Source organism: Thalassospira alkalitolerans, assembly GCF_002115745.1.
Lineage (GTDB): Bacteria > Pseudomonadota > Alphaproteobacteria > Rhodospirillales > Thalassospiraceae > Thalassospira > Thalassospira alkalitolerans.
On the sequence record NZ_JFKB01000061.1, the window covers coordinates 1 to 444 of the forward strand.

Genomic DNA, 444 nt, shown 5'->3' on the forward strand with positions numbered 1-444 from the left:
GTGTACAAGGCCCGGGAACGTATTCACCGTAGCATTCTGATCTACGATTACTAGCGATTCCGACTTCATGGAGTCGAGTTGCAGACTCCAATCCGGACTACGACGTACTTTATGAGGTCCGCTTGCTCTCGCGAGGTCGCTTCTCTTTGTATACGCCATTGTAGCACGTGTGTAGCCCTACTCGTAAGGGCCATGATGACTTGACGTCATCCCCACCTTCCTCCAGTTTATCACTGGCAGTCTCCTTTGAGTTCCCGGCCGAACCGCTGGCAACAAAGGATAAGGGTTGCGCTCGTTGCGGGACTTAACCCAACATTTCACAACACGAGCTGACGACAGCCATGCAGCACCTGTCTCAGAGTTCCCGAAGGCACCAATCCATCTCTGGAAAGTTCTCTGGATGTCAAGAGTAGGTAAGGTTCTTCGCGTTGCATCGAATTAAAC

The 444-nt window shown here is 51.6% G+C and carries 1 rRNA gene; it reads right to left on the reverse strand.

Annotation, left to right across the window (positions count from 1 at the left end):
• Positions 1–444: ribosomal RNA gene (locus tag TALK_RS21905) — 16S ribosomal RNA — on the reverse strand; the annotation flags it as partial.